Annotated in this window: 36 protein-coding genes; 31 read left to right on the top strand and 5 right to left on the bottom strand. The window is 50.8% G+C overall.

The genetic code is table 11. From position 1 onward, the window contains the following. Window positions 1-5 precede the first annotated feature (5 nt). The 29 genes from rplD to ACQG19_RS22595 all read left to right on the top strand — a co-directional run bounded on the left by rplD (window position 6) and on the right by ACQG19_RS22595 (window position 13,857). Complete coding sequence (gene rplD / locus ACQG19_RS22735) at window positions 6-611, top strand: 50S ribosomal protein L4 (RefSeq protein WP_000424395.1); 606 nt, start codon at window positions 6-8, stop codon at window positions 609-611. Beyond that, complete coding sequence (rplW, locus tag ACQG19_RS22730; RefSeq protein ID WP_000617546.1) at window positions 608-910, top strand: 50S ribosomal protein L23; 303 nt, start codon at window positions 608-610, stop codon at window positions 908-910. The genes rplD and rplW overlap by 4 nt, the downstream gene beginning before the upstream one ends. A gap of 17 nt (window positions 911-927) precedes the next feature. Then, window positions 928-1,749 (top strand): 50S ribosomal protein L2, encoded by an 822-nt coding sequence (rplB, locus tag ACQG19_RS22725; RefSeq protein WP_000301859.1) that lies wholly within the window; start codon window positions 928-930, stop codon window positions 1,747-1,749. A gap of 16 nt (window positions 1,750-1,765) precedes the next feature. Then, the gene (gene rpsS / locus ACQG19_RS22720) at window positions 1,766-2,044 is read left to right on the top strand and encodes a 30S ribosomal protein S19 (protein ID WP_001138117.1); all 279 of its coding nucleotides are present in this window, start codon (window positions 1,766-1,768) and stop codon (window positions 2,042-2,044) included. Window positions 2,045-2,058: 14 nt separating this feature from the next. Continuing rightward, window positions 2,059-2,391, top strand: coding sequence for a 50S ribosomal protein L22 (gene rplV / locus ACQG19_RS22715; RefSeq protein WP_002919773.1), 333 nt, complete (start codon window positions 2,059-2,061; stop codon window positions 2,389-2,391). Window positions 2,392-2,408: 17 nt separating this feature from the next. Beyond that, window positions 2,409-3,110 (top strand): 30S ribosomal protein S3, encoded by a 702-nt coding sequence (rpsC, locus tag ACQG19_RS22710; protein ID WP_000529945.1) that lies wholly within the window; start codon window positions 2,409-2,411, stop codon window positions 3,108-3,110. A 12-nt stretch (window positions 3,111-3,122) separates the two neighbouring features. Beyond that, window positions 3,123-3,533: a 50S ribosomal protein L16 gene (rplP, locus tag ACQG19_RS22705; RefSeq protein WP_002919759.1), complete on the top strand. Its 411-nt coding sequence runs from the start codon at window positions 3,123-3,125 to the stop codon at window positions 3,531-3,533. Further along, entirely contained in the window at window positions 3,533-3,724 is a 192-nt protein-coding gene (rpmC, locus tag ACQG19_RS22700) for a 50S ribosomal protein L29 (protein ID WP_013099027.1), read from the top strand. Before rplP ends, rpmC begins: the two co-directional genes overlap by 1 nt. After that, window positions 3,724-3,978, top strand: a complete 255-nt coding sequence (gene rpsQ / locus ACQG19_RS22695; RefSeq protein ID WP_008503489.1) for a 30S ribosomal protein S17 — start codon at window positions 3,724-3,726, stop codon at window positions 3,976-3,978. The genes rpmC and rpsQ overlap by 1 nt, the downstream gene beginning before the upstream one ends. 166 nt (window positions 3,979-4,144) lie before the next feature. Next, complete coding sequence (gene rplN / locus ACQG19_RS22690) at window positions 4,145-4,516, top strand: 50S ribosomal protein L14 (protein WP_002919748.1); 372 nt, start codon at window positions 4,145-4,147, stop codon at window positions 4,514-4,516. A 10-nt stretch (window positions 4,517-4,526) separates the two neighbouring features. Continuing rightward, window positions 4,527-4,841 (top strand): 50S ribosomal protein L24, encoded by a 315-nt coding sequence (rplX, locus tag ACQG19_RS22685; RefSeq protein ID WP_000729185.1) that lies wholly within the window; start codon window positions 4,527-4,529, stop codon window positions 4,839-4,841. Between the two features lie 14 nt (window positions 4,842-4,855). Beyond that, the gene (gene rplE, locus ACQG19_RS22680; protein WP_001096202.1) at window positions 4,856-5,395 is read left to right on the top strand and encodes a 50S ribosomal protein L5; all 540 of its coding nucleotides are present in this window, start codon (window positions 4,856-4,858) and stop codon (window positions 5,393-5,395) included. Between the two features lie 14 nt (window positions 5,396-5,409). Then, window positions 5,410-5,715, top strand: a complete 306-nt coding sequence (rpsN, locus tag ACQG19_RS22675; protein WP_013099026.1) for a 30S ribosomal protein S14 — start codon at window positions 5,410-5,412, stop codon at window positions 5,713-5,715. 33 nt (window positions 5,716-5,748) lie between these two features. Beyond that, the gene (gene rpsH, locus ACQG19_RS22670; RefSeq protein ID WP_013099025.1) at window positions 5,749-6,141 is read left to right on the top strand and encodes a 30S ribosomal protein S8; all 393 of its coding nucleotides are present in this window, start codon (window positions 5,749-5,751) and stop codon (window positions 6,139-6,141) included. A 12-nt stretch (window positions 6,142-6,153) separates the two neighbouring features. Continuing rightward, window positions 6,154-6,687, top strand: coding sequence for a 50S ribosomal protein L6 (gene rplF, locus ACQG19_RS22665; protein WP_013099024.1), 534 nt, complete (start codon window positions 6,154-6,156; stop codon window positions 6,685-6,687). Between the two features lie 9 nt (window positions 6,688-6,696). Next, entirely contained in the window at window positions 6,697-7,050 is a 354-nt protein-coding gene (rplR, locus tag ACQG19_RS22660; RefSeq protein ID WP_013099023.1) for a 50S ribosomal protein L18, read from the top strand. 14 nt (window positions 7,051-7,064) lie between these two features. Further along, window positions 7,065-7,565 (top strand): 30S ribosomal protein S5, encoded by a 501-nt coding sequence (gene rpsE, locus ACQG19_RS22655; RefSeq protein ID WP_003863299.1) that lies wholly within the window; start codon window positions 7,065-7,067, stop codon window positions 7,563-7,565. 6 nt (window positions 7,566-7,571) lie between these two features. Then, window positions 7,572-7,751 carry a 50S ribosomal protein L30 gene (gene rpmD / locus ACQG19_RS22650; protein ID WP_003863301.1) on the top strand — a complete coding sequence of 60 codons (180 nt, stop codon included), beginning with the start codon at window positions 7,572-7,574 and terminating at the stop codon, window positions 7,749-7,751. Between the two features lie 3 nt (window positions 7,752-7,754). Then, complete coding sequence (gene rplO / locus ACQG19_RS22645) at window positions 7,755-8,189, top strand: 50S ribosomal protein L15 (RefSeq protein ID WP_013099022.1); 435 nt, start codon at window positions 7,755-7,757, stop codon at window positions 8,187-8,189. A gap of 7 nt (window positions 8,190-8,196) precedes the next feature. Continuing rightward, entirely contained in the window at window positions 8,197-9,528 is a 1,332-nt protein-coding gene (secY, locus tag ACQG19_RS22640; RefSeq protein WP_003863305.1) for a preprotein translocase subunit SecY, read from the top strand. 31 nt (window positions 9,529-9,559) lie between these two features. Next, window positions 9,560-9,676 carry a 50S ribosomal protein L36 gene (gene rpmJ, locus ACQG19_RS22635; RefSeq protein ID WP_000868187.1) on the top strand — a complete coding sequence of 39 codons (117 nt, stop codon included), beginning with the start codon at window positions 9,560-9,562 and terminating at the stop codon, window positions 9,674-9,676. 146 nt (window positions 9,677-9,822) lie between these two features. After that, on the top strand, window positions 9,823-10,179 hold the full coding sequence (gene rpsM, locus ACQG19_RS22630) for a 30S ribosomal protein S13 (protein WP_013099021.1): 357 nt from the start codon (window positions 9,823-9,825) through the stop codon (window positions 10,177-10,179). Between the two features lie 16 nt (window positions 10,180-10,195). Next, window positions 10,196-10,585, top strand: coding sequence for a 30S ribosomal protein S11 (rpsK, locus tag ACQG19_RS22625; RefSeq protein ID WP_003031137.1), 390 nt, complete (start codon window positions 10,196-10,198; stop codon window positions 10,583-10,585). Between the two features lie 32 nt (window positions 10,586-10,617). Beyond that, on the top strand, window positions 10,618-11,238 hold the full coding sequence (rpsD, locus tag ACQG19_RS22620; RefSeq protein WP_003863314.1) for a 30S ribosomal protein S4: 621 nt from the start codon (window positions 10,618-10,620) through the stop codon (window positions 11,236-11,238). Between the two features lie 25 nt (window positions 11,239-11,263). Continuing rightward, window positions 11,264-12,253 (top strand): DNA-directed RNA polymerase subunit alpha, encoded by a 990-nt coding sequence (locus ACQG19_RS22615; RefSeq protein WP_002919219.1) that lies wholly within the window; start codon window positions 11,264-11,266, stop codon window positions 12,251-12,253. A gap of 40 nt (window positions 12,254-12,293) precedes the next feature. Further along, window positions 12,294-12,680: a 50S ribosomal protein L17 gene (rplQ, locus tag ACQG19_RS22610; RefSeq protein WP_001216372.1), complete on the top strand. Its 387-nt coding sequence runs from the start codon at window positions 12,294-12,296 to the stop codon at window positions 12,678-12,680. 107 nt (window positions 12,681-12,787) lie between these two features. After that, window positions 12,788-13,156 carry a DUF1992 domain-containing protein gene (locus tag ACQG19_RS22605; RefSeq protein ID WP_038420729.1) on the top strand — a complete coding sequence of 123 codons (369 nt, stop codon included), beginning with the start codon at window positions 12,788-12,790 and terminating at the stop codon, window positions 13,154-13,156. A 2-nt stretch (window positions 13,157-13,158) separates the two neighbouring features. Further along, complete coding sequence (zntR, locus tag ACQG19_RS22600) at window positions 13,159-13,584, top strand: Zn(2+)-responsive transcriptional regulator (RefSeq protein WP_013099019.1); 426 nt, start codon at window positions 13,159-13,161, stop codon at window positions 13,582-13,584. A gap of 57 nt (window positions 13,585-13,641) precedes the next feature. Continuing rightward, window positions 13,642-13,857 carry an alternative ribosome-rescue factor A gene (locus tag ACQG19_RS22595; RefSeq protein WP_013099018.1) on the top strand — a complete coding sequence of 72 codons (216 nt, stop codon included), beginning with the start codon at window positions 13,642-13,644 and terminating at the stop codon, window positions 13,855-13,857. On the opposite strand, the gene mscL is transcribed toward ACQG19_RS22595, so the two are convergent. The 5 genes from mscL to def all read right to left on the bottom strand — a co-directional run bounded on the left by mscL (window position 13,854) and on the right by def (window position 18,630). After that, entirely contained in the window at window positions 13,854-14,264 is a 411-nt protein-coding gene (mscL, locus tag ACQG19_RS22590) for a large-conductance mechanosensitive channel protein MscL (protein WP_013099017.1), read from the bottom strand. The two genes, ACQG19_RS22595 and mscL, sit on opposite strands and share 4 nt — an antisense overlap. A 145-nt stretch (window positions 14,265-14,409) precedes the next feature. Beyond that, complete coding sequence (gene trkA / locus ACQG19_RS22585; RefSeq protein WP_013099016.1) at window positions 14,410-15,786, bottom strand: Trk system potassium transporter TrkA; 1,377 nt, start codon at window positions 15,784-15,786, stop codon at window positions 14,410-14,412. A 22-nt stretch (window positions 15,787-15,808) separates the two neighbouring features. Beyond that, a complete protein-coding gene (gene rsmB, locus ACQG19_RS22580) occupies window positions 15,809-17,095 on the bottom strand; it encodes a 16S rRNA (cytosine(967)-C(5))-methyltransferase RsmB (protein ID WP_246932976.1) in 1,287 nt (428 codons plus the stop codon). 52 nt (window positions 17,096-17,147) lie between these two features. After that, window positions 17,148-18,095 (bottom strand): methionyl-tRNA formyltransferase, encoded by a 948-nt coding sequence (gene fmt / locus ACQG19_RS22575; protein ID WP_246932974.1) that lies wholly within the window; start codon window positions 18,093-18,095, stop codon window positions 17,148-17,150. 25 nt (window positions 18,096-18,120) lie between these two features. Further along, entirely contained in the window at window positions 18,121-18,630 is a 510-nt protein-coding gene (gene def / locus ACQG19_RS22570; RefSeq protein ID WP_222169279.1) for a peptide deformylase, read from the bottom strand. A gap of 128 nt (window positions 18,631-18,758) precedes the next feature. Here def and dprA point away from each other — a divergent pair, with 128 nt between their 5' ends. After that, window positions 18,759-19,883, top strand: a complete 1,125-nt coding sequence (dprA, locus tag ACQG19_RS22565) for a DNA-protecting protein DprA (protein WP_038986040.1) — start codon at window positions 18,759-18,761, stop codon at window positions 19,881-19,883. Next, the gene (gene smg / locus ACQG19_RS22560; protein WP_013099011.1) at window positions 19,855-20,328 is read left to right on the top strand and encodes a DUF494 family protein Smg; all 474 of its coding nucleotides are present in this window, start codon (window positions 19,855-19,857) and stop codon (window positions 20,326-20,328) included. Before dprA ends, smg begins: the two co-directional genes overlap by 29 nt. Window positions 20,329-20,350 lie beyond the last annotated feature (22 nt).

Raw genomic sequence — 20,350 nt, 5'->3', positions numbered from 1 at the left:
TAGCAATGGAATTAGTATTGAAAGACGCGCAGAGCGCGCTGACTGTTTCCGAAACTACCTTCGGTCGTGATTTCAACGAAGCGCTGGTTCACCAGGTTGTTGTTGCTTATGCAGCTGGTGCTCGTCAGGGTACTCGTGCTCAGAAGACTCGTGCTGAAGTAACTGGTTCTGGCAAAAAGCCATGGCGCCAGAAAGGTACCGGCCGTGCGCGTTCAGGTTCTATCAAGAGCCCGATCTGGCGTTCAGGTGGCGTGACCTTCGCTGCGCGTCCACAGGACCACAGTCAAAAAGTTAACAAAAAGATGTACCGCGGCGCGCTGAAAAGCATCCTGTCCGAGCTGGTACGTCAGGATCGTCTGATCGTTGTCGAGAAGTTCTCTGTAGAAGCGCCTAAAACTAAGCTGCTGGCACAGAAACTGAAAGACATGGCTCTGGAAGATGTGCTGATCATCACCGGTGAGCTGGACGAGAACCTGTTCCTGGCCGCGCGCAACCTGCACAAGGTTGACGTACGCGACGCGACTGGTATCGACCCGGTTAGCCTGATCGCCTTCGACAAAGTCGTAATGACTGCTGATGCTGTTAAGCAAGTTGAGGAGATGCTGGCATGATTCGTGAAGAACGTCTGCTGAAGGTGCTGCGCGCACCGCACGTTTCTGAAAAAGCGTCTACTGCGATGGAAAAAACAAACACCATCGTTCTCAAAGTTGCTAAAGACGCGACCAAAGCAGAGATCAAAGCTGCTGTGCAGAAACTGTTTGAAGTCGAAGTCGAAGTCGTTAACACCCTGGTAGTTAAAGGGAAAGTTAAACGTCACGGACAGCGTATCGGTCGTCGTAGCGACTGGAAAAAAGCTTACGTCACCCTGAAAGAAGGCCAGAACCTGGACTTCGTTGGCGGCGCTGAGTAAGTCGGAGGAGTAATACAATGGCAGTTGTTAAATGTAAACCGACATCTCCGGGTCGTCGCCACGTAGTTAAAGTGGTTAACCCTGAGCTGCACAAGGGCAAACCTTTTGCTCCGTTGCTGGAAAAAAACAGCAAATCCGGTGGTCGTAACAACAATGGCCGTATCACCACTCGTCACATCGGTGGTGGCCACAAGCAGGCTTATCGTATTGTTGACTTCAAACGCAACAAAGACGGTATCCCAGCAGTTGTTGAGCGTCTTGAGTACGATCCGAACCGTTCCGCGAACATCGCGCTGGTTCTGTACAAAGACGGCGAACGCCGTTACATCCTGGCCCCTAAAGGCCTGAAAGCTGGCGACCAGATTCAGTCTGGCGTTGATGCTGCAATCAAAGCAGGCAACACCCTGCCGATGCGCAATATCCCGGTTGGTTCTACCGTTCATAACGTAGAAATGAAACCAGGTAAAGGCGGTCAGCTGGCGCGTTCCGCGGGTACTTACGTTCAGATCGTTGCGCGTGACGGTGCTTATGTCACCCTGCGTCTGCGTTCTGGTGAAATGCGTAAAGTCGAAGCAGACTGCCGCGCTACTCTGGGCGAAGTTGGCAATGCTGAGCATATGCTGCGCGTTCTGGGTAAAGCTGGTGCTGCACGCTGGCGTGGTGTTCGTCCTACCGTTCGCGGTACTGCGATGAACCCAGTAGACCACCCACATGGTGGTGGTGAAGGTCGTAACTTTGGTAAGCACCCGGTAACTCCGTGGGGCGTTCAGACCAAAGGTAAGAAGACCCGCAGCAACAAGCGTACTGATAAATTTATCGTACGTCGCCGTAGCAAATAATTTTAGAGGATAAGCCATGCCACGTTCTCTCAAGAAAGGTCCTTTTATTGACCTGCACTTGCTGAAGAAGGTAGAGAAAGCGGTGGAAAGCGGAGACAAGAAGCCCCTGCGCACTTGGTCCCGTCGTTCAACGATCTTTCCTAACATGATCGGTTTGACCATCGCTGTCCATAATGGTCGTCAGCACGTTCCAGTCTTTGTTACCGACGAAATGGTTGGTCACAAACTGGGTGAATTCGCACCGACTCGTACTTATCGCGGCCACGCTGCTGATAAAAAAGCGAAGAAGAAATAAGGTAGGAGGAAGAGATGGAAACTTTAGCTCAACATCGCCATGCTCGTTCTTCTGCACAGAAGGTTCGCCTTGTTGCTGACCTGATTCGCGGTAAGAAAGTGTCGCAGGCCCTGGACATCCTGACCTATACCAACAAGAAAGCTGCGGTATTGGTCAAGAAAGTACTGGAATCTGCCATTGCTAACGCTGAACACAACGATGGCGCTGACATCGACGATCTGAAAGTCGCGAAAATTTTCGTAGATGAAGGCCCAAGCATGAAGCGCATTATGCCGCGTGCGAAAGGTCGTGCAGATCGCATCCTGAAGCGCACCAGCCACATTACTGTGGTTGTGTCCGATCGCTGAGACTCTGGAGACTAGCAATGGGTCAGAAAGTACATCCTAATGGTATTCGCCTGGGTATTGTAAAACCATGGAACTCTACCTGGTTTGCGAACACCAAAGAATTCGCTGACAACCTGGACAGCGATTTTAAAGTACGTCAGTACCTGACGAAGGAACTGGCTAAAGCGTCTGTATCTCGTATCGTTATCGAGCGTCCAGCTAAGAGCATCCGTGTGACTATTCACACTGCTCGCCCTGGCATCGTTATCGGTAAGAAAGGCGAAGACGTAGAAAAACTGCGCAAGGTCGTAGCGGATATCGCTGGCGTTCCTGCACAGATCAATATCGCTGAAGTTCGTAAGCCTGAACTGGACGCTAAATTGGTTGCTGACAGCATCACTTCTCAGCTGGAACGTCGTGTTATGTTCCGTCGTGCTATGAAGCGTGCTGTACAGAACGCAATGCGTCTGGGCGCTAAAGGTATCAAAGTTGAAGTTAGCGGCCGTCTGGGCGGCGCGGAAATCGCACGTACCGAATGGTACCGTGAAGGTCGCGTACCGCTGCACACTCTGCGTGCTGACATCGACTACAACACCTCTGAAGCGCACACCACTTACGGTGTAATCGGCGTTAAGGTATGGATCTTCAAAGGTGAGATCCTGGGTGGTATGGCTGCTGTTGAACAACCGGAAAAACCGGCTGCTCAACCTAAAAAGCAGCAGCGTAAAGGCCGTAAATAAGGAGCGTCGCTGATGTTACAACCAAAGCGTACAAAATTCCGTAAAGTGCACAAAGGCCGCAACCGTGGTCTGGCGCAGGGTACGGATGTTAGCTTCGGCACTTTCGGTCTGAAAGCTGTTGGCCGTGGTCGTCTGACTGCACGTCAGATCGAAGCAGCACGTCGTGCAATGACCCGTGCAGTTAAGCGTCAAGGTAAGATCTGGATCCGTGTATTCCCGGACAAACCGATCACCGAGAAGCCGCTGGAAGTTCGTATGGGTAAAGGTAAAGGTAACGTGGAGTACTGGGTTGCCTTGATCCAACCGGGCAAAGTCCTGTATGAAATGGACGGTGTTCCGGAAGAGCTGGCCCGTGAAGCCTTCGGCCTGGCAGCAGCGAAACTGCCTATCAAAACCACCTTTGTAACTAAGACGGTGATGTAATGAAAGCAAAAGAGCTGCGTGAAAAGAGCGTTGAAGAGCTGAACGCTGAGCTGCTGAACCTGCTGCGCGAGCAGTTCAACCTGCGTATGCAGGCTGCAAGTGGCCAGCTGCAACAGACCCACCTGCTGAAGCAAGTGCGTCGCAATGTTGCACGCGTTAAGACTTTACTGACTGAGAAGGCGGGTGCGTAATGACCGATAAAATCCGTACTCTGCAAGGTCGTGTTGTTAGCGACAAAATGGAGAAATCCATCGTTGTTGCTATCGAACGCATTGTGAAACACCCGATCTACGGTAAATTCATCAAGCGTACGACCAAACTGCACGTACATGACGAGAACAACGAATGTGGTATCGGCGACAAGGTTGAAATCCGTGAATGCCGTCCACTGTCCAAGACTAAGTCCTGGACGCTGGTTCGCGTTGTAGAGAAAGCGGTTCTGTAATACAGTACCCGTTCTCGATACGAATAAACGGCTCAGCGATGAGCCGTTTATTTTTTCTACCCATATTGCAGAAGCGGTGTTATAATGCCGCGCCCTCGATATGGGGCTTTTTAACGGCTCTGATTTTAGAGTCTCAGGTAGTAGTTGACATTAGCGGAGCACTAAAATGATCCAAGAACAGACTATGCTGAACGTCGCCGACAACTCCGGTGCACGTCGCGTAATGTGTATCAAGGTTCTGGGTGGCTCGCACCGTCGCTACGCAGGCGTAGGCGACATCATCAAGATCACCATCAAAGAAGCAATTCCACGTGGTAAGGTCAAAAAAGGTGATGTGCTGAAAGCGGTAGTGGTGCGCACCAAGAAGGGTGTTCGTCGCCCTGACGGTTCTGTCATTCGCTTCGATGGTAATGCATGCGTTATTTTGAACAATAACAGCGAGCAGCCAATCGGCACGCGTATCTTTGGGCCGGTAACTCGTGAACTTCGTACTGAGAAGTTCATGAAAATTATCTCTCTGGCACCAGAAGTACTCTAAGGAGCGAATCATGGCAGCGAAAATCCGTCGTGATGACGAAGTTATCGTGTTAACCGGTAAAGATAAAGGTAAACGCGGTAAAGTAAAAAATGTCCTGTCTTCCGGCAAGGTCATTGTTGAAGGTATCAACCTGGTTAAAAAACATCAGAAGCCGGTTCCGGCCCTGAACCAACCAGGCGGCATCGTTGAAAAAGAAGCTGCTATTCAGGTTTCTAACGTTGCAATCTTCAATGCGGCAACCGGCAAGGCTGACCGTGTAGGCTTTAGATTCGAAGACGGCAAAAAAGTCCGTTTCTTCAAGTCTAACAGCGAAACTATCAAGTAATTTGGAGTAGTACGATGGCGAAACTGCATGATTACTACAAAGACGAAGTAGTTAAGAAACTCATGACTGAGTTTAACTACAATTCTGTCATGCAAGTCCCTCGGGTCGAGAAGATCACCCTGAACATGGGTGTTGGTGAAGCGATCGCTGACAAGAAACTGCTGGATAACGCAGCAGCTGACCTGACAGCAATCTCCGGTCAAAAACCGCTGATCACCAAAGCACGCAAATCAGTTGCAGGCTTCAAAATCCGTCAGGGCTATCCGATCGGCTGTAAAGTAACTCTGCGTGGCGAACGCATGTGGGAGTTCTTTGAGCGCCTGATCACTATTGCTGTACCTCGTATCCGTGACTTCCGTGGCCTGTCCGCTAAGTCATTCGACGGTCGTGGTAACTACAGCATGGGTGTCCGTGAGCAGATCATCTTCCCAGAAATCGACTACGATAAAGTCGACCGCGTGCGTGGTTTGGATATTACCATTACCACTACTGCGAAATCTGACGAAGAAGGCCGTGCTCTGCTGGCTGCCTTTGACTTCCCGTTCCGCAAGTAAGGTAGGGTTACTGAATGGCTAAGCAATCAATGAAAGCACGCGAAGTAAAACGCGTAGCTTTAGCTGATAAATTCTTCGCTAAACGCGCTGAACTGAAAGCGATCATCTCTGATGTGAACGCTTCCGACGAAGATCGTTGGAACGCAGTTCTCAAGCTGCAAACTCTGCCGCGTGATTCCAGCCCGTCTCGTCAGCGTAACCGCTGCCGTCAAACAGGTCGTCCACATGGTTATGTGGGCAAGTTCGGGTTGAGCCGTATTAAGCTGCGTGAAGCCGCCATGCGCGGTGAAGTGCCAGGCTTGAAAAAGGCTAGCTGGTAATTGTCACCAATTGAATCACGGGAGTAAAGACAGATGAGCATGCAAGATCCGATCGCGGATATGCTGACCCGTATCCGTAACGGTCAGGCCGCGAATAAAGCTGCGGTCACCATGCCTTCCTCCAAGCTGAAAGTGGCAATCGCCAACGTGCTGAAGGACGAAGGTTTTATTGAAGATTTTAAAGTTGAAGGCGACACCAAGCCGGAACTGGAAGTGACTCTTAAGTACTTCCAGGGTAAAGCTGTTGTAGAAAGCATTCAGCGTGTCAGCCGCCCAGGTCTGCGCATCTATAAGAAAAAAGATGAGCTGCCAAAAGTTATGGCCGGTCTGGGTATCGCAGTTGTTTCTACCTCTAAAGGTGTTATGACTGATCGTGCAGCGCGCCAGGCTGGTCTTGGCGGCGAAATTATCTGCTACGTAGCCTAATCGGAGGAAAAAATGTCTCGTGTTGCTAAAGCACCGGTCGTTGTTCCTGCCGGCGTTGATGTAAAAATCAACGGTCAGGTTATTACGATCAAAGGTAAAAACGGCGAGCTGACTCGTACTCTCAACGATGCTGTTGAAGTTAAACATGCAGATAATGCTCTGACCTTCGGTCCGCGTGATGGTTACGCAGACGGCTGGGCTCAGGCTGGTACCGCGCGTGCCCTGCTGAACTCAATGGTTATCGGTGTTACCGAAGGCTTCACTAAGAAGCTGCAGCTGGTTGGTGTAGGTTATCGTGCAGCGATCAAAGGGAATGCAGTAGGCCTGTCTCTGGGCTTCTCTCACCCTGTTGAGCATCCGCTGCCGGCCGGTATCACTGCAGAATGTCCAACTCAGACTGAGATCGTGCTGAAAGGCGCTGATAAACAGCTGATTGGCCAGGTTGCAGCAGATCTGCGCGCCTACCGTCGTCCTGAGCCTTATAAAGGCAAGGGTGTTCGTTACGCCGACGAAGTCGTGCGTACCAAAGAGGCTAAGAAGAAGTAAGGTAACACTATGGATAAGAAATCTGCTCGTATCCGTCGTGCGACCCGCGCACGCCGCAAGCTCAAAGAGCTGGGTGCAACTCGCCTGGTGGTACATCGTACCCCGCGTCACATTTACGCACAGGTAATTGCACCGAACGGTTCTGAAGTTCTGGTAGCTGCTTCTACTGTAGAAAAAGCTATCGCAGAACAATTGAAGTACACCGGTAACAAAGACGCTGCTGCAGCTGTAGGTAAAGCTGTTGCTGAACGCGCTCTGGAAAAAGGCATCAGCAATGTATCCTTTGACCGTTCCGGGTTCCAATATCATGGTCGTGTCCAGGCACTGGCAGATGCTGCCCGTGAAGCTGGCCTTCAGTTCTAAGGTAGAGGTGTAAGATGGCTCACATCGAAAAACAAGCTGGCGAACTGCAGGAAAAGCTGATCGCGGTAAACCGCGTATCTAAAACCGTTAAAGGTGGTCGTATTTTCTCCTTCACAGCTCTGACTGTAGTTGGTGATGGTAACGGTCGCGTTGGTTTTGGTTACGGTAAAGCGCGTGAAGTTCCAGCAGCGATCCAGAAAGCGATGGAAAAAGCCCGTCGCAATATGATTAACGTCGCGCTGAACAACGGCACCCTGCAGCACCCAGTTAAAGGTGTTCACACGGGTTCTCGTGTATTCATGCAGCCAGCTTCAGAAGGTACCGGTATCATCGCCGGTGGTGCAATGCGCGCCGTTCTGGAAGTTGCTGGGGTTCATAACGTTCTGGCTAAAGCATACGGTTCCACCAACCCGATCAACGTGGTTCGTGCAACTATTGATGGCCTGGAAAATATGAATTCTCCAGAAATGGTCGCTGCCAAGCGTGGTAAATCCGTTGAAGAAATTCTGGGGTAATTGACCATGGCAAAGACTATTAAAATCACTCAAACCCGCAGTGCAATCGGTCGTCTGCCGAAACACAAGGCAACGCTGCTTGGCCTGGGTCTGCGTCGTATTGGTCATACCGTTGAGCGCGAGGATACTCCTGCTGTTCGCGGTATGGTCAACGCGGTTTACTTCATGGTTAAAGTTGAGGAGTAAGAGATGCGTTTAAATACTCTGTCTCCGGCCGAAGGCTCTAAAAAGGCGGGTAAACGCCTGGGTCGTGGTATCGGTTCTGGCCTCGGCAAAACCGGTGGTCGTGGTCACAAAGGTCAGAACTCTCGTTCTGGCGGTGGCGTACGTCGCGGTTTCGAGGGTGGCCAGATGCCACTGTACCGTCGTCTGCCGAAGTTCGGCTTCACTTCTCGCAAAGCAGCGATCACAGCGGAAGTCCGTCTGTCTGACCTGGCGAAAGTTGAAGGCGGCGTTGTAGACCTGAACACGCTGAAAGCAGCTAACATTATCGGTATCCAGATCGAGTTCGCGAAAGTGATCCTGGCTGGTGAAGTTTCTACTCCGGTAACTGTTCGTGGCCTGCGTGTTACTAAAGGTGCTCGTGCTGCTATCGAAGCTGCTGGCGGTAAAATTGAGGAATAAGTAGCAGATGGCTAAGCAACCGGGATTAGATTTTCAAAGTGCCAAAGGTGGATTTGGTGAGCTGAAACGCAGACTGCTGTTTGTAATCGGCGCGCTGATTGTGTTCCGTATTGGCTCTTTTATTCCGATCCCTGGTATCGATGCCGCTGTACTTGCCAAACTGCTTGAGCAACAGCGAGGCACCATCATTGAAATGTTTAACATGTTCTCTGGTGGTGCTCTCAGCCGTGCTTCTATCTTCGCGCTGGGTATTATGCCGTATATTTCGGCATCCATTATTATCCAGCTGCTGACGGTCGTTCATCCGGCCCTGGCAGAACTGAAGAAAGAAGGGGAGTCTGGACGTCGTAAGATTAGTCAGTACACCCGCTACGGTACTCTGGTGCTGGCAATATTCCAGTCGATCGGTATTGCTACCGGTCTTCCGAATATGCCTGGTATGCAGGGCCTGGTCTTAAACCCAGGCTTTGCATTCTATTTCACCGCTGTTGTTAGTCTGGTCACAGGGACAATGTTCCTGATGTGGCTCGGCGAACAGATTACTGAACGTGGTATCGGTAACGGTATCTCAATCATTATCTTCGCCGGTATTGTTGCGGGTCTCCCGCCAGCCATCGCCCATACTATCGAGCAAGCGCGTCAAGGCGACCTGCACTTCCTCCTGTTGCTGTTGGTTGCAGTATTAGTATTTGCAGTGACGTTCTTTGTTGTCTTCGTTGAACGTGGTCAACGCCGCATTGTGGTGAACTACGCGAAACGTCAGCAGGGTCGTCGTGTCTATGCTGCACAGAGCACACATTTGCCGCTGAAAGTGAATATGGCAGGGGTAATCCCGGCGATCTTCGCTTCCAGTATTATTCTGTTCCCGGCAACCATCGCTTCATGGTTCGGGGGCGGTACTGGTTGGAACTGGCTGACAACAATTTCGCTGTATTTGCAGCCTGGGCAACCACTTTATGTGTTACTCTATGCGTCTGCGATCATCTTCTTCTGTTTCTTCTACACGGCGTTGGTCTTCAACCCGCGTGAAACAGCAGATAACCTGAAGAAGTCCGGTGCATTTGTACCAGGAATTCGTCCGGGAGAGCAAACGGCGAAGTATATCGATAAAGTAATGACTCGCCTGACTTTGGTTGGTGCGCTTTATATTACTTTTATCTGCCTGATCCCGGAGTTCATGCGTGATGCAATGAAAGTACCGTTCTACTTCGGTGGGACCTCACTGCTTATCGTTGTTGTCGTGATTATGGACTTTATGGCTCAAGTGCAAACTCTGATGATGTCCAGTCAGTATGAGTCTGCATTGAAGAAGGCGAACCTGAAAGGCTACGGCCGCTAATTGGTCGCCTGAGAAGTTACGGAGAGTAAAAATGAAAGTTCGTGCTTCCGTCAAGAAATTATGCCGTAACTGCAAAATCGTTAAGCGTGATGGTGTCATCCGTGTGATTTGCAGTGCCGAGCCGAAGCATAAACAGCGCCAAGGCTGATTATTTCGCATATTTTTCTTGCAAAGTTGGGTTGAGCTGGCTAGATTAGCCAGCCAATCTTTTGTATGTCTGTACGTTTCCATTTGAGTATCCTGAAAACGGGCTTTTCAGCATGGTGCGTACATATTAAATAGTAGGAGTGCATAGTGGCCCGTATAGCAGGCATTAACATTCCTGATCAGAAACATGCTGTGATCGCATTAACTTCGATCTACGGCATCGGCAAGACCCGTTCTAAAGCCATCCTGGCTGCAGCGGGTATCGCTGAAGATGTTAAGATCAGTGAGCTGTCTGAAGGACAAATCGACACGCTGCGTGACGAAGTTGCCAAATTTGTCGTTGAAGGTGATCTGCGCCGTGAAATCAGCATGAGCATCAAGCGCCTGATGGATCTTGGTTGCTATCGCGGTTTGCGTCATCGTCGTGGTCTGCCAGTGCGCGGTCAGCGTACTAAGACCAACGCACGTACCCGTAAGGGTCCGCGCAAACCGATCAAGAAATAATCGGGGTGATTGAATAATGGCAAAGGCACCAATTCGTGCACGTAAACGTGTAAGAAAACAAGTCTCTGACGGCGTGGCTCATATCCATGCTTCTTTCAACAACACCATCGTTACTATTACTGATCGTCAGGGTAACGCATTGGGTTGGGCAACAGCCGGTGGTTCCGGTTTCCGTGGTTCTCGCAAATCCACTCCGTTTGCAGCTCAGGTTGCAGCAGAGCGTTGCGCAGAAGCCGTAAAAGAATACGGCATCAAGAATCTGGAAGTTATGGTTAAAGGTCCGGGTCCGGGTCGTGAATCTACTGTTCGCGCTCTGAACGCCGCTGGTTTCCGCATCACTAATATTACTGATGTGACTCCGATCCCTCATAACGGTTGTCGTCCGCCGAAAAAACGTCGCGTATAACGCTCGTTTTTTAGGTTAGTTGGAGATAGAAAATGGCAAGATATTTGGGTCCTAAGCTCAAGCTGAGCCGTCGTGAGGGCACCGACTTATTCCTTAAGTCTGGCGTTCGCGCGATCGATACCAAGTGTAAAATTGAACAAGCTCCTGGCCAGCACGGTGCGCGTAAACCGCGTCTGTCTGACTATGGTGTGCAGTTGCGTGAAAAGCAAAAAGTTCGCCGTATCTACGGTGTGCTGGAGCGTCAGTTCCGTAACTACTATAAAGAAGCAGCACGTCTGAAAGGCAACACAGGTGAAAACCTGCTGGCTCTGCTGGAAGGTCGTCTGGACAACGTTGTATACCGTATGGGCTTCGGCGCTACTCGTGCTGAATCACGCCAGCTGGTTAGCCACAAAGCAATCATGGTAAACGGTCGTGTTGTTAACATCGCTTCTTATCAGGTTAAAGCGAATGACGTTGTTAGCATTCGTGAGAAAGCGAAAAAGCAATCTCGCGTGAAAGCCGCTCTGGAGCTGGCTGAGCAGCGTGAAAAGCCAACCTGGCTGGAAGTTGATGCTGGCAAGATGGAAGGTACGTTCAAGCGTCAGCCAGAACGTTCTGATCTGTCTGCGGACATTAACGAACACCTGATCGTCGAGCTTTACTCCAAGTAAAGCTTAGTACCAAAGAGAGGACACAATGCAGGGTTCTGTGACAGAGTTTCTAAAACCGCGCCTGGTAGATATCGAGCAAGTGAGTTCGACGCACGCCAAGGTGACCCTTGAGCCTTTAGAGCGTGGCTTTGGCCATACTCTGGGTAACGCACTGCGCCGTATTCTGCTCTCATCGATGCCGGGTTGCGCGGTGACCGAGGTTGAGATTGATGGTGTACTTCATGAGTACAGCACCAAAGAAGGCGTTCAGGAAGATATCCTTGAAATCCTGCTCAACCTGAAAGGGCTGGCGGTGAGAGTTCAGGGTAAAGATGAAGTTATTCTTACTCTGAATAAATCTGGCATTGGCCCTGTGACTGCAGCCGACATCACCCACGACGGTGATGTTGAAATCGTCAAGCCGCAGCACGTGATCTGCCACCTGACCGATGAGAACGCAGCTATTAGCATGCGTATCAAAGTTCAGCGCGGTCGTGGTTATGTGCCGGCTTCTGCCCGAATTCATTCGGAAGAAGATGAGCGCCCAATCGGCCGTCTGCTGGTCGACGCATGCTACAGCCCTGTAGAGCGTATTGCCTACAATGTTGAAGCAGCGCGTGTAGAACAGCGTACCGACCTGGACAAGCTGGTCATCGAAATGGAAACCAATGGCACAATCGATCCTGAAGAGGCGATTCGTCGTGCGGCAACCATCCTGGCAGAACAACTGGAAGCTTTCGTTGACTTACGTGATGTACGTCAGCCGGAAGTGAAAGAAGAGAAACCAGAATTCGATCCGATCCTGCTGCGCCCTGTTGACGATCTCGAATTGACTGTCCGCTCTGCTAACTGCCTCAAGGCAGAAGCTATCCACTATATCGGTGATCTGGTACAGCGTACCGAGGTTGAGTTGCTGAAAACGCCGAACCTGGGTAAAAAATCTCTTACTGAGATTAAAGACGTGCTGGCTTCACGTGGTCTGTCTCTGGGCATGCGCCTGGAAAACTGGCCACCAGCAAGCATTGCTGACGAGTAACCGGATCACAGGTTAAGGTTTTACTGAGAAGGATAAGGTCATGCGCCATCGTAAGAGTGGTCGTCAACTGAACCGCAACAGCAGCCATCGCCAGGCTATGTTCCGCAACATGGCAGGTTCACTGGTTCGTCATGAAATCATCAAGACGACCCTGCCTAAAGCGAAAGAGCTGCGTCGTGTAGTTGAGCCGCTGATTACTCTTGCCAAGACTGACAGCGTTGCTAATCGTCGTCTGGCATTCGCCCGTACTCGTGATAACGAGATCGTGGCAAAACTGTTTAACGAGCTGGGCCCGCGTTTCGCGAGCCGTGCCGGTGGTTACACTCGCATTCTGAAGTGTGGCTTCCGCGCAGGCGACAACGCTCCGATGGCTTACATCGAGCTGGTTGATCGTTCTGAGTCGAAAGCAGAAGCTGCTGCAGAGTAATCTGCAGTAACGTAAAAAAACCCGCTCCGGCGGGTTTTTTTATATCCGCACTATCCCCACTTCTCTACAATATCTGTATTAATTTTGTTCATCCCCTGGAGTTTATGATGTGGTTGCTCGACCAGTGGGCAGAACGCCATATTCGCGATGCCCAAACTAAAGGCGAATTCGATAACCTGTCCGGTAGCGGTGAACCGCTAGTACTGGAAGATGATTCGCATATACCCCCTGAACTACGGGCTGGATATCGCTTACTGAAAAATGCGGGGTGTCTGCCTCCCGAGCTTGAACAGCGCAAAGAGGCGATTGAGCTTGCTGACCTGCTAAAAGGGATACGGAAAGACGATCCCCGGCATGGAGAACTAAGCCGGCGGTTGGCTCTGGTTGAACTCAAGCTACGACAGGCAGGAATTGCGACTGACTTTCTGCATGGCGAGTATAGTGAAAGACTGCTGCAGAAAATAAACGAGGAATAGCCATGTATCGTATCGGTGAACTTGCAAAGCTTGCTAACGTGACGCCGGATACCATCCGTTACTATGAAAAACAGCAGATGATTGATCACGAGGTGCGAACCGAAGGTGGGTTCCGGCTCTATACCGACAACGATCTGCAACGGCTGCGGTTTATTCGTTATGCGCGGCAACTGGGATTCACGCTGGATTCGATCCGTGAGTTATTGTCGATCCGTATCGATCCGGCACACCACACCTGCCAGGAATCGAAAAGCATTGTCCAGGCCAGGCTGGATGAAGTTGAAGCGCGTATTCAGGAACTGCAAACCATGCAGCGCTCTTTGCAAAGGTTGAATGATGCGTGCTGTGGTACGGCTCACAGCAGTGTCTATTGTTCTATTCTGGAGGCCCTTGAACAAGGGGCAAGTGGAGAAACCCGGGGTTGTTGATTTTTTATCAGTCCGGGTCTAGACTCCCCTCGACATTAATCATGCTCAGGAGAAATTATGAGTCACTATCAACATACGAAGGGACAAATTAAAGATAATGCCATTGAGGCTTTGCTTCACGACCCGCTTTTTCGACAGCGAGTTGAAAAGAACAAAAAAGGGAAGGGAAGTTATCTGCGTAAAAACAAACATGCAAAACGGGGTAACTGGGAGGCCAGTGGCAAGCAAGCGAATCGCTTATTTACCACTGGCCTTCCTGCTTTTAGCTGTTAAACGCGGTTATTCTGCTCTTTTAACAGATCGCGAATTTCAGTCAGTAATACTTCTTCTTTCGTAGGCGCGGGCGCTGCAGCAGGCTCTTCTTTTTTACGGTTGAGCTTGTTGATAAGCTTGATGGCCATAAAAATGGCAAACGCGACGATCACGAAATCAAATACGTTCTGAATAAACACGCCATAGTGCATCACCACTGCCGGGATATCCCCCTGTGCTTCCCGAAGCGTGAAGGCGAATTGTTTGAAATCAATGCCTCCAATTAATAGCCCTAAAGGTGGCATGATGATATCAGCCACTAAAGATGAAACGATCTTGCCGAACGCTGCACCAATAATGACACCCACTGCCAAATCCACCACATTTCCGCGCATCGCAAATTCGCGAAATTCTTTAACAAAACTCATTATGTTCTCCTTGTGCCAGCTGACGACTATAAGTTTAACAAATGATTAGCTAATTGCCATTGGGGATAAATAAACGTTATGAAAATAAAAGGCACAGGAATCAGAAGGATAATACTCAGGTGCTCTATCGCGAGCACCTGAATCATTACAGGAAGAATGGACTTGGCTGGAATAAACGTTCGACGTCGGTAATAAATTTTTTATCGGTCAGGAACATAATAACGTGATCGCCTTGTTCAATACGCAAATTATCATTGGCAATCATGACATCATTCCCGCGTACTACGGCGCCGATAATTGTGCCGGGTGGCAGCTTAATTTCATCGATGGCGCGTCCTACCACGCGCGATGTGGTTTCATCACCGTGAGCGACAGCTTCAATGGCTTCAGCGACGCCGCGACGCAGTGAGGACACACCAACAATGTCTGCTTTACGAACGTGGCTCAACAGTGCGGAAATCGTTGCCTGCTGCGGTGAAATCGCAATATCAATTACGCTCCCCTGCACCAGGTCAACATAGGCACGACGCTGAATAAGTACCATGACCTTTTTTGCTCCCATGCGCTTGGCGAGCATGGCGGACATAATATTTGCTTCATCGTCGTTGGTGACGGCAATAAACAGATCAACTTGATCGATATGCTCTTCTGCCAGTAATTCCTGATCTGATGCATCGCCATAAAACACGATCGTGTTTTGTAGTTTTTCAGCAAGTTCAGAGGCGCGCTGTTGATCGCGCTCGATCAACTTCACGCTATAGTCTTTTTCCAGACGGCGAGCGAGACCTGCGCCGATATTACCCCCGCCGACCAGCATGATGCGTTTATAGGGCTTTTCGAGGCGCTGAAGTTCACTCATAACGGCACGAATATGTTGAGAGGCAGCAATGAAGAAAACTTCATCTCCTGCTTCGACAATGGTCGAGCCCTGAGGTCGAATCGGTCTGTCGTGACGGAAAATGGCTGCGACGCGGGTATCGATATGCGGCATATGTTCGCGCATCGTAGACAGCGCGTTTCCGATCAACGGACCGCCATAATAGGCCTTAACGACGGCCAGACTCACTTTCCCTTCTGCAAAGTTCACGACCTGCAGTGCACCGGGATATTCGATCAGGCGATAAATATTATCGATAACCAGCTGTTCTGGTGCGATAAGGTGGTCGATTGGTACCGCTTCTGAGTTAAAGAGTTTTTCCGCATCGCGGACATAATCCGGGGAGCGGATACGGGCGATTCGGTTAGGCGTGTTGAAAAGCGAATAGGCCACCTGACAAGCGACCATATTGGTCTCATCCGAGCTGGTCACGGCCACTAACATATCGGCATCGTCAGCACCGGCTTCACGGAGGACACGTGGATGCGAACCGTGCCCCTGCACAACGCGAAGGTCAAATTTATCCTGCAGAACGCGCAGTCGATCGCCGTTGGTATCGACGATCGTAATGTCGTTGTTTTCACCTACAAGGTTTTCCGCCAGCGTCCCGCCGACCTGTCCTGCGCCCAGAATGATAATCTTCATATCTCGTGACCTGTTCTCAACATCACTCTTTGATTAGCTTAGCGTAAAAGAAGCCATCACCCTCTTCAGCGCCGGGCAGGTTCTGCTGGCCCGGGTGCTCCGGTGTCCCCGTATCGCGCAGCGTAGCGCCAGGAGTGCGTTTAAGGAAGGCTGAAATTTGCTGGCTATTCTCCTCCGGAAGAATGGAACAGGTGGCATAGACCAGCGTTCCGCCAGGCTTCAGGTGTGGCCAGATAGCGTCAAGGATCTCGGATTGCAGCTGCGCAAGTTCCTTTATATCACGGTCGCGACGCAGCCACTTAATGTCCGGGTGACGACGAATAACGCCGGTTGCCGAGCAGGGAGCGTCCAGCAAAATGCGGTCGAATTGAGTCTCGCCGCACCATTCTGCGGGCTTACGTCCGTCGCCTTGCTTGACCTGCGCCTTCATACCTAAACGCTTAAGGTTGTCGTAGACACGCGAAAGTCGCTGCTCATCAATATCCACAGCCATTACGCTGGCCTGCGGTGCGACTTCCAGAATATGCGTTGTTTTGCCCCCAGGCGCGGCACACAGGTCGAGGATCTGTTCGCCATTTTTGGGGTCGAGCCATGTCATACAGCCCTGAGCAGAGGCATCCTGAACGGTTACCCAGCCTTCATCGAATCCGGGTAAGGCATGCACCGGCACAGGGGAGGCTAAACGCACGGCATCAGGATAAGCATCATGCGCGAATCCACTCATTCCGGCTTCTTCCAGCAAGGCCAGCCATGCATCGCGGGTATGATGATTACGGTTAACGCGTAACCACATCGGCGGACGTTGATTATTTGCGTCAGCAATATCCTGCCACCGCTGCGGATACGCTTTTTTGAGGCGATTCAGAAGCCAGTCAGGATGAAGGAAACGGGTTTCACTTTTTGCAAATTCTGCCAGAAGTTCTTCCTGTTGACGCTGGAACTGACGCAGTACGCCGTTGATCAGCCCTTTGAGCTGGGGACGTTTAATCGCGACAGCACCTTCTACCGTCTCAGCCAACGCAGCATGAGGTGGGATGCGGGTATGAAGAAGCTGATAGAAGCCAACCATAATCAAATAATGGACGGTACGCTGCTTACCGGTCATTGGGCGCGACATCAGCTTATTAATCAGCCATTCAAGCTGAGAAAGGGTGCGCAGGACGCCAAAACAGAGCTCCTGAATCAGAGCTTTGTCTTTGTCGGACACTTTTTGCTGCAGTGGAGGTAGGACATTACTCAGTGATTGACCCTGCTCGACAACCTGCTCAACGGCCTGTGCCGCCAGACTGCGTAGATTTTGTTTTTTCATAACCGTAAAAATAAAAATGCCCGGAAACACCGGGCCTTAAGAATAAATTTGCTCAGGCAAGGCGAGAGCCAGGGATAAACCATTCGCGACGGGAATTTAACAGATCCTGAGCACTCATTGCCTTTTTACCCGCGGGCTGCAGTGATTCCAGATTCAGGATCCCTTCCGAGGTTGCCACCTGGATACCATTTTTGCTGGCTTCGATAATTGTACCCGGCTCAGCAGACGTATTGCCTTCAATGACGGATGCTTTCCAGACTTTAACAGGTTGCTCATCGATCACCATCCAGCTCATTGGCCACGGATTAAAGGCGCGAATGCAACGCTCAAGCTGTGCGGCGGAGAGGGACCAGTCGACCCGCGCCTCTTCTTTGCTGAGTTTTTCGGCGTAGGTCACCAGAGTCTCATCCTGAACTTCAGGGGTAGCCGTATTATCAGCAAGCTGCTGCAAGGTTTTGATGAGTCCTTGTGGACCCAGGTCCGCCAGTTTGTCATACAGCGTGGCACTGGTGTCGTCGGCGGTAATTGGACAGGCCAGTTTATACAGCATGTCGCCGGTGTCTAAACCTACATCCATCTTCATGATGGTGACGCCAGTTTCAGCATCACCCGCCCACAACGAGCGTTGGATCGGTGCCGCGCCACGCCAGCGTGGAAGCAACGAACCATGTACGTTGACACACCCCAAACGAGGCATATCAAGCACGGCTTTTGGCAGAATTAAGCCGTAAGCCACCACCACCATGACATCAGCATTGAGATCGGCAACAAGTTGCTGATTTTCCTGAGGTCGTAAGGATTCGGGCTGGTAAACGGGTAACCTATGTTCTTCTGCCAGCACTTTCACCGGGCTGGGCATGAGCTTTTTACCACGGCCTGCCGGGCGATCCGGTTGGGTAAACACGCCAACAACCTGGTGGCCAGAAGATAACAGCGCGTCAAGATGACGCGCTGCAAAATCAGGGGTACCCGCGAAGATAATACGTAGTGTTTTAGACACGATGATCCTTGTATCCGGGGGGATGTTATGCGCGGGAGCGCAAACGATCCAGTTTTTCTACTTTCTGACGAATACGCTGCTGCTTCAATGGTGAGAGGTAATCGATAAACAGTTTACCGACCAGGTGATCCATCTCATGCTGAATACAAATCGCCAGCAGATCGTCTGCTTCCAGTTCGAACGGGTTGCCTTCACGATCCAGGGCGCGAATTTTCACTTTTTCGGCACGTGGAACTAAAGCACGCTGTTCAGGAATGGACAGACAACCTTCCTCAATACCTGTTTCACCGCTCTTTTCCAACAGCTCAGGATTGATCAGCACCAGACGGCCATCGCGATTCTCAGAAACGTCGATCACGATAATACGCTTGTGAATGTCCACCTGAGTTGCCGCAAGGCCAATGCCTTCTTCGGCGTACATGGTATCGAACATATCATCAACGATACGCTGAATTTCTGCATTCACTTCTTTGACCGGTTTAGCGACGATGCGAAGGCGCTCGTCCGGAATATGTAACACTTGCAAAACTGCCATAAATTTCCAGAGTCGTGTTCAGGAGTTGATAAGAATACTATCTCTATTCTAGACAAATCCCCCATCGATTGACAGCATCCGTGACCAATCGCAATGATTGCAGAGGCTGCTTATGGCAGGGAAAAGGGATGACGTCGACGGAGATATGGTTACGGCTAATCCACACAGGCTCTCTGTGTGGTGATCAGATGCTCGCAGCGGCAGCGCGACTACTTATGCAGACAAGGATTGATGATGCCGTTGTCAGAGATGCCGGGCTGTCAACAAAACAGGCTCAACAGTTCTTTGCGCTTGATGAAAATGAACTGCAACGAAATCTGGCGTGGCTTGAACAGCCGGAGAACCATCTGCTGACGGCGGATGATCCTCGTTATCCCCCTTTACTTCGCACGATCCCTGACTACCCCGGCGCATTGTTTATTAAAGGCAATCCTGAAGCCCTTATTACCGTTCAACTGGCGGTTGTGGGTAGCCGCGCGCCATCCTGGTACGGTGAGCGATGGGGGAAAATCCTGTGCGAACAACTTTCACAAAGTGGTTTCACGATCACCAGTGGGCTGGCCTGCGGTATTGACGGCGTCGCTCACCACGCCGCGCTGTCTGTAAAAGGGCGAAGTGTCGCGGTGCTTGGAAACGGGCTGTTTAGCATTTATCCCCGTCGGCATCAGGCTCTGGCTGCACGGCTTATCGAATCAGAGGGGGCTATTGTGTCAGAGTTCCCGCTGTCAGCGCCGCCCTGGCCGGCAAATTTTCCACGTCGTAACCGAATCATCAGCGGTCTGAGTCTGGGCGTGCTGGTGGTGGAGGCCGCTTTAAGAAGCGGCTCACTCGTCACGGCACGGTATGCGCTAGAACAGGGGCGAGAAGTCTTTGCCTTACCTGGCCCGATAGGTAACCCGGGGTGTGAGGGCCCCCACTGGCTCATCAAGCAGGGGGCAACGCCTGTGACGAGCGTCGAGGACATCCTTGAAAATTTGCAATATGGCTTGCACTGGTTAACAGATGAACCCGAAAAGCGACATTTTTCATCAGATCAGGAGAAGGTGGCATTGCCATTTCCCAGCCTCCTGGCTAACGTAGGAGATGAGGTAACACCTGTTGACGTTGTCGCTGAACGTGCCGGCCAACCTGTGCCAGTAACGGTAGCACAGCTACTCGAACTGGAGTTAGCAGGGTGGATCGCAGCTGTACCCGGCGGCTATGTCCGATTGAGGAGGGCAAGCCATGTTCGACGTACTGATGTATTTGTTTGAGACTTACATCCATAACGAAGCAGAAATGCGAGTGGATCAGGACAAATTGACACAGGATCTTACCGATGCGGGGTTTGAACGGGAAGATATTTATAATGCGTTGATGTGGCTGGAAAAACTGGCTGATTATCAGGAAGGCCTTGCCGAACCGATGCAGCTTGCTTCTGACCCATTGTCTGTGCGCATTTATACCGCTGAAGAGTGTGAAAGGCTGGACGCCAGCTGCCGGGGATTCATCTTATTCCTTGAGCAGATTCAGGTGCTAAACCTCGAAACAAGAGAAATGGTGATAGAGCGTGTTATGGCGCTGGATACGGCAGAGTTCGAACTGGATGACCTCAAGTGGGTGATCCTGATGGTTCTGTTTAATATTCCAGGCTGTGAAAATGCCTATCAGCAAATGGAAGAATTACTCTTTGAAGTGAATGAAGGTATGCTGCACTAATTCAATGTGCAGCACCAAGAGT

Origin of the sequence: Enterobacter cloacae complex sp. 277I4, from assembly GCF_050031465.1 — a bacterium.
Classification (GTDB): Bacteria; Pseudomonadota; Gammaproteobacteria; order Enterobacterales; family Enterobacteriaceae; genus Enterobacter; species Enterobacter cloacae.
The sequence above is the reverse complement of the archived record's forward strand: the minus strand, read 5'-3'. Positions and strand labels throughout refer to the sequence as shown.

Bases quoted from the DNA above. Each gene is read 5' to 3' on its own strand.
- rplW (WP_000617546.1), top strand. From the start codon at position 608: ATGATTCGTGAAGAACGTCTGCTGAAGGTGCTGCGCGCACCGCACGTT.
- rsmB (WP_246932976.1), bottom strand. From the start codon at position 17,095: ATGAAAAAACAAAATCTACGCAGTCTGGCGGCACAGGCCGTTGAGCAG.
- rplP (WP_002919759.1), top strand. From the start codon at position 3,123: ATGTTACAACCAAAGCGTACAAAATTCCGTAAAGTGCACAAAGGCCGC.
- rplX (WP_000729185.1), top strand. From the start codon at position 4,527: ATGGCAGCGAAAATCCGTCGTGATGACGAAGTTATCGTGTTAACCGGT.
- secY (WP_003863305.1), top strand. From the start codon at position 8,197: ATGGCTAAGCAACCGGGATTAGATTTTCAAAGTGCCAAAGGTGGATTT.
- smg (WP_013099011.1), top strand. From the start codon at position 19,855: ATGTTCGACGTACTGATGTATTTGTTTGAGACTTACATCCATAACGAA.
- ACQG19_RS22605 (WP_038420729.1), top strand. From the start codon at position 12,788: ATGTGGTTGCTCGACCAGTGGGCAGAACGCCATATTCGCGATGCCCAA.
- rpsE (WP_003863299.1), top strand. From the start codon at position 7,065: ATGGCTCACATCGAAAAACAAGCTGGCGAACTGCAGGAAAAGCTGATC.
- trkA (WP_013099016.1), bottom strand. From the start codon at position 15,786: ATGAAGATTATCATTCTGGGCGCAGGACAGGTCGGCGGGACGCTGGCG.
- rplQ (WP_001216372.1), top strand. From the start codon at position 12,294: ATGCGCCATCGTAAGAGTGGTCGTCAACTGAACCGCAACAGCAGCCAT.
- rpmC (WP_013099027.1), top strand. From the start codon at position 3,533: ATGAAAGCAAAAGAGCTGCGTGAAAAGAGCGTTGAAGAGCTGAACGCT.
- rplV (WP_002919773.1), top strand. From the start codon at position 2,059: ATGGAAACTTTAGCTCAACATCGCCATGCTCGTTCTTCTGCACAGAAG.
- rpmD (WP_003863301.1), top strand. From the start codon at position 7,572: ATGGCAAAGACTATTAAAATCACTCAAACCCGCAGTGCAATCGGTCGT.
- rpsD (WP_003863314.1), top strand. From the start codon at position 10,618: ATGGCAAGATATTTGGGTCCTAAGCTCAAGCTGAGCCGTCGTGAGGGC.
- rplN (WP_002919748.1), top strand. From the start codon at position 4,145: ATGATCCAAGAACAGACTATGCTGAACGTCGCCGACAACTCCGGTGCA.
- rplD (WP_000424395.1), top strand. From the start codon at position 6: ATGGAATTAGTATTGAAAGACGCGCAGAGCGCGCTGACTGTTTCCGAA.
- rpsC (WP_000529945.1), top strand. From the start codon at position 2,409: ATGGGTCAGAAAGTACATCCTAATGGTATTCGCCTGGGTATTGTAAAA.
- rplF (WP_013099024.1), top strand. From the start codon at position 6,154: ATGTCTCGTGTTGCTAAAGCACCGGTCGTTGTTCCTGCCGGCGTTGAT.
- rpsK (WP_003031137.1), top strand. From the start codon at position 10,196: ATGGCAAAGGCACCAATTCGTGCACGTAAACGTGTAAGAAAACAAGTC.
- dprA (WP_038986040.1), top strand. From the start codon at position 18,759: ATGACGTCGACGGAGATATGGTTACGGCTAATCCACACAGGCTCTCTG.
- def (WP_222169279.1), bottom strand. From the start codon at position 18,630: ATGGCAGTTTTGCAAGTGTTACATATTCCGGACGAGCGCCTTCGCATC.
- rpsH (WP_013099025.1), top strand. From the start codon at position 5,749: ATGAGCATGCAAGATCCGATCGCGGATATGCTGACCCGTATCCGTAAC.
- rplR (WP_013099023.1), top strand. From the start codon at position 6,697: ATGGATAAGAAATCTGCTCGTATCCGTCGTGCGACCCGCGCACGCCGC.
- mscL (WP_013099017.1), bottom strand. From the start codon at position 14,264: ATGAGTTTTGTTAAAGAATTTCGCGAATTTGCGATGCGCGGAAATGTG.
- zntR (WP_013099019.1), top strand. From the start codon at position 13,159: ATGTATCGTATCGGTGAACTTGCAAAGCTTGCTAACGTGACGCCGGAT.
- ACQG19_RS22595 (WP_013099018.1), top strand. From the start codon at position 13,642: ATGAGTCACTATCAACATACGAAGGGACAAATTAAAGATAATGCCATT.
- rpsS (WP_001138117.1), top strand. From the start codon at position 1,766: ATGCCACGTTCTCTCAAGAAAGGTCCTTTTATTGACCTGCACTTGCTG.
- rplO (WP_013099022.1), top strand. From the start codon at position 7,755: ATGCGTTTAAATACTCTGTCTCCGGCCGAAGGCTCTAAAAAGGCGGGT.
- rpsQ (WP_008503489.1), top strand. From the start codon at position 3,724: ATGACCGATAAAATCCGTACTCTGCAAGGTCGTGTTGTTAGCGACAAA.
- rplB (WP_000301859.1), top strand. From the start codon at position 928: ATGGCAGTTGTTAAATGTAAACCGACATCTCCGGGTCGTCGCCACGTA.
- rplE (WP_001096202.1), top strand. From the start codon at position 4,856: ATGGCGAAACTGCATGATTACTACAAAGACGAAGTAGTTAAGAAACTC.
- rpsN (WP_013099026.1), top strand. From the start codon at position 5,410: ATGGCTAAGCAATCAATGAAAGCACGCGAAGTAAAACGCGTAGCTTTA.
- ACQG19_RS22615 (WP_002919219.1), top strand. From the start codon at position 11,264: ATGCAGGGTTCTGTGACAGAGTTTCTAAAACCGCGCCTGGTAGATATC.
- rpmJ (WP_000868187.1), top strand. From the start codon at position 9,560: ATGAAAGTTCGTGCTTCCGTCAAGAAATTATGCCGTAACTGCAAAATC.